The sequence below is a fragment of the Bacillus hominis genome (assembly GCF_018332515.1).
Taxonomy (GTDB): domain Bacteria; phylum Bacillota; class Bacilli; order Bacillales; family Bacillaceae_G; genus Bacillus_A; species Bacillus_A hominis.
In genome coordinates this window covers 1-1,565 of sequence record NZ_BOQD01000331.1, presented here as the reverse complement: position 1 = coordinate 1,565, position 1,565 = coordinate 1, and the positions used below count along the sequence as shown (strand labels likewise).

Sequence of the window (1,565 nt, the reverse complement as noted above, 5' to 3'; positions counted from 1 at the left end):
GTTTAATAAGTATCCCTATGTTAACATACTTTTTAATATATGCAACTAATAAGTTTCGAAAAAAAAATGTAAATCCCTTACTTTACGGAACGATATTACGAATAAATTATTAAAATTCATATAGAAAAAAGCAAGGGAACGCTTAACGTTCCCTCTCAAATCCAATCCGCTTTTTAATTTCCACTAAATTTACCTTCGCAATAGCACGTGCCCTCTCAGCGCCTTTTTCTAACGATTCATATAATAAATGCGGCTCATTCATATACATTGCATATTTCTCCCGAGGTCCAGCTAACTCACGATCTACAACACGGAATAACTCTTTTTTCACATCTCCCCATCCGATTCCAGTCTCATATTTTTCGCGTAACGACTGCATTTCCTCCTCTGTCGCAAATTCTTTATATATTGTAAATAACGTTTCAAGTTCTTTTGGTTCATTTGGAAGTGAAGAATCTGTTTTTATTTTAAATATCAACTTTCGGAGTTTTTCTTTCTCTGCAAATAATGGGATAACATTCCCGTAACTTTTACTCATCTTTCTTCCGTCAAGTCCTGGTAATATTGCCCCATCTGCTTGTATCACATACTCCGGAAGTGTAAATGTCATGCCGAATGTATGATTAAAGTACGTCGCAATATCACGTGCAATTTCAATATGCTGAATTTGGTCTTTTCCAACTGGTACATGAGTAGCTTGGAATAGTAATATATCAGCCGCCATTAAAATCGGATACGTATATAATCCCATATTCACTCCAGCATCGACCTCTAACCCTGCTTCTTTATTTTGCTCTACTTTCGCTTTATACGCATGAGCACGGTTCATAAGACCTTTCGGAGTTAGACAAGCTAATATCCAAGCTAGCTCTAAAATCTCCGGCACTTCTGTTTGTCGGTAAAAAATAACATCTTCTCCAAGTCCGAGTGATAACCAAGTAGCTGCTACCTCTTTCGTATAACTACTGAACTTTTCTGGATCATGCACAGCATTTAATGCATGATAATCCGCTATAAAATACAATGCTTTTCCTTCATTCTTCTTTGACATTTGCAATGCAGGTTTAATCGCACCGATATAATTTCCTAAATGCGGATAACCTGTCGGCTTAATTCCTGTTATCACAATTTTCTCGCTCATCTAACCCCTCCTTTCTCAAAATAAAAAAGCCCCTCATCCTTAAAAAGGACGAGAAACTCCCGCGGTACCACCTTAATTAGCTATCATTAATAGCTCACTTCAACTTCTTAACGTGAAGTAACCGTCTTTACCTACTCATTTCAGTTAGAAGCTCCAGAGCCCATTCCACATTCATCCCTTACTGATTTCCACCACACATCAGCTCTCTGAAAAGTTTCGAATATGTACTCTTCTCTTTCATTGCTTTTTAATTATTTTTTACAGTCTAGCACATTTAGCCTTCTTATAAAACTGAATTTTCTTTTTTTATAACAGAAATTTTCATTCTTGGATCCTTTAACCACAATTAACTCCTTGTTTTTAACATTCAGTGGAGGCTTAAGAATTTTAACAGTAGTTATTACTAATTTATTCCACACAATAT

At 35.9% G+C, this 1,565-nt stretch carries 1 protein-coding gene and 1 other annotated feature; the gene reads right to left on the bottom strand.

Annotated elements, in window-relative coordinates:
- Positions 1-142: 142 nt before the first annotated feature.
- A complete protein-coding gene (locus KI356_RS23905; protein ID WP_212936663.1) occupies positions 143-1,141 on the bottom strand; it encodes a tryptophan--tRNA ligase in 999 nt (332 codons plus the stop codon).
- Between the two features lie 41 nt (positions 1,142-1,182).
- Positions 1,183-1,391, bottom strand: a binding site (T-box leader).
- Between the last annotated feature and the right edge of the window lie 174 nt (positions 1,392-1,565).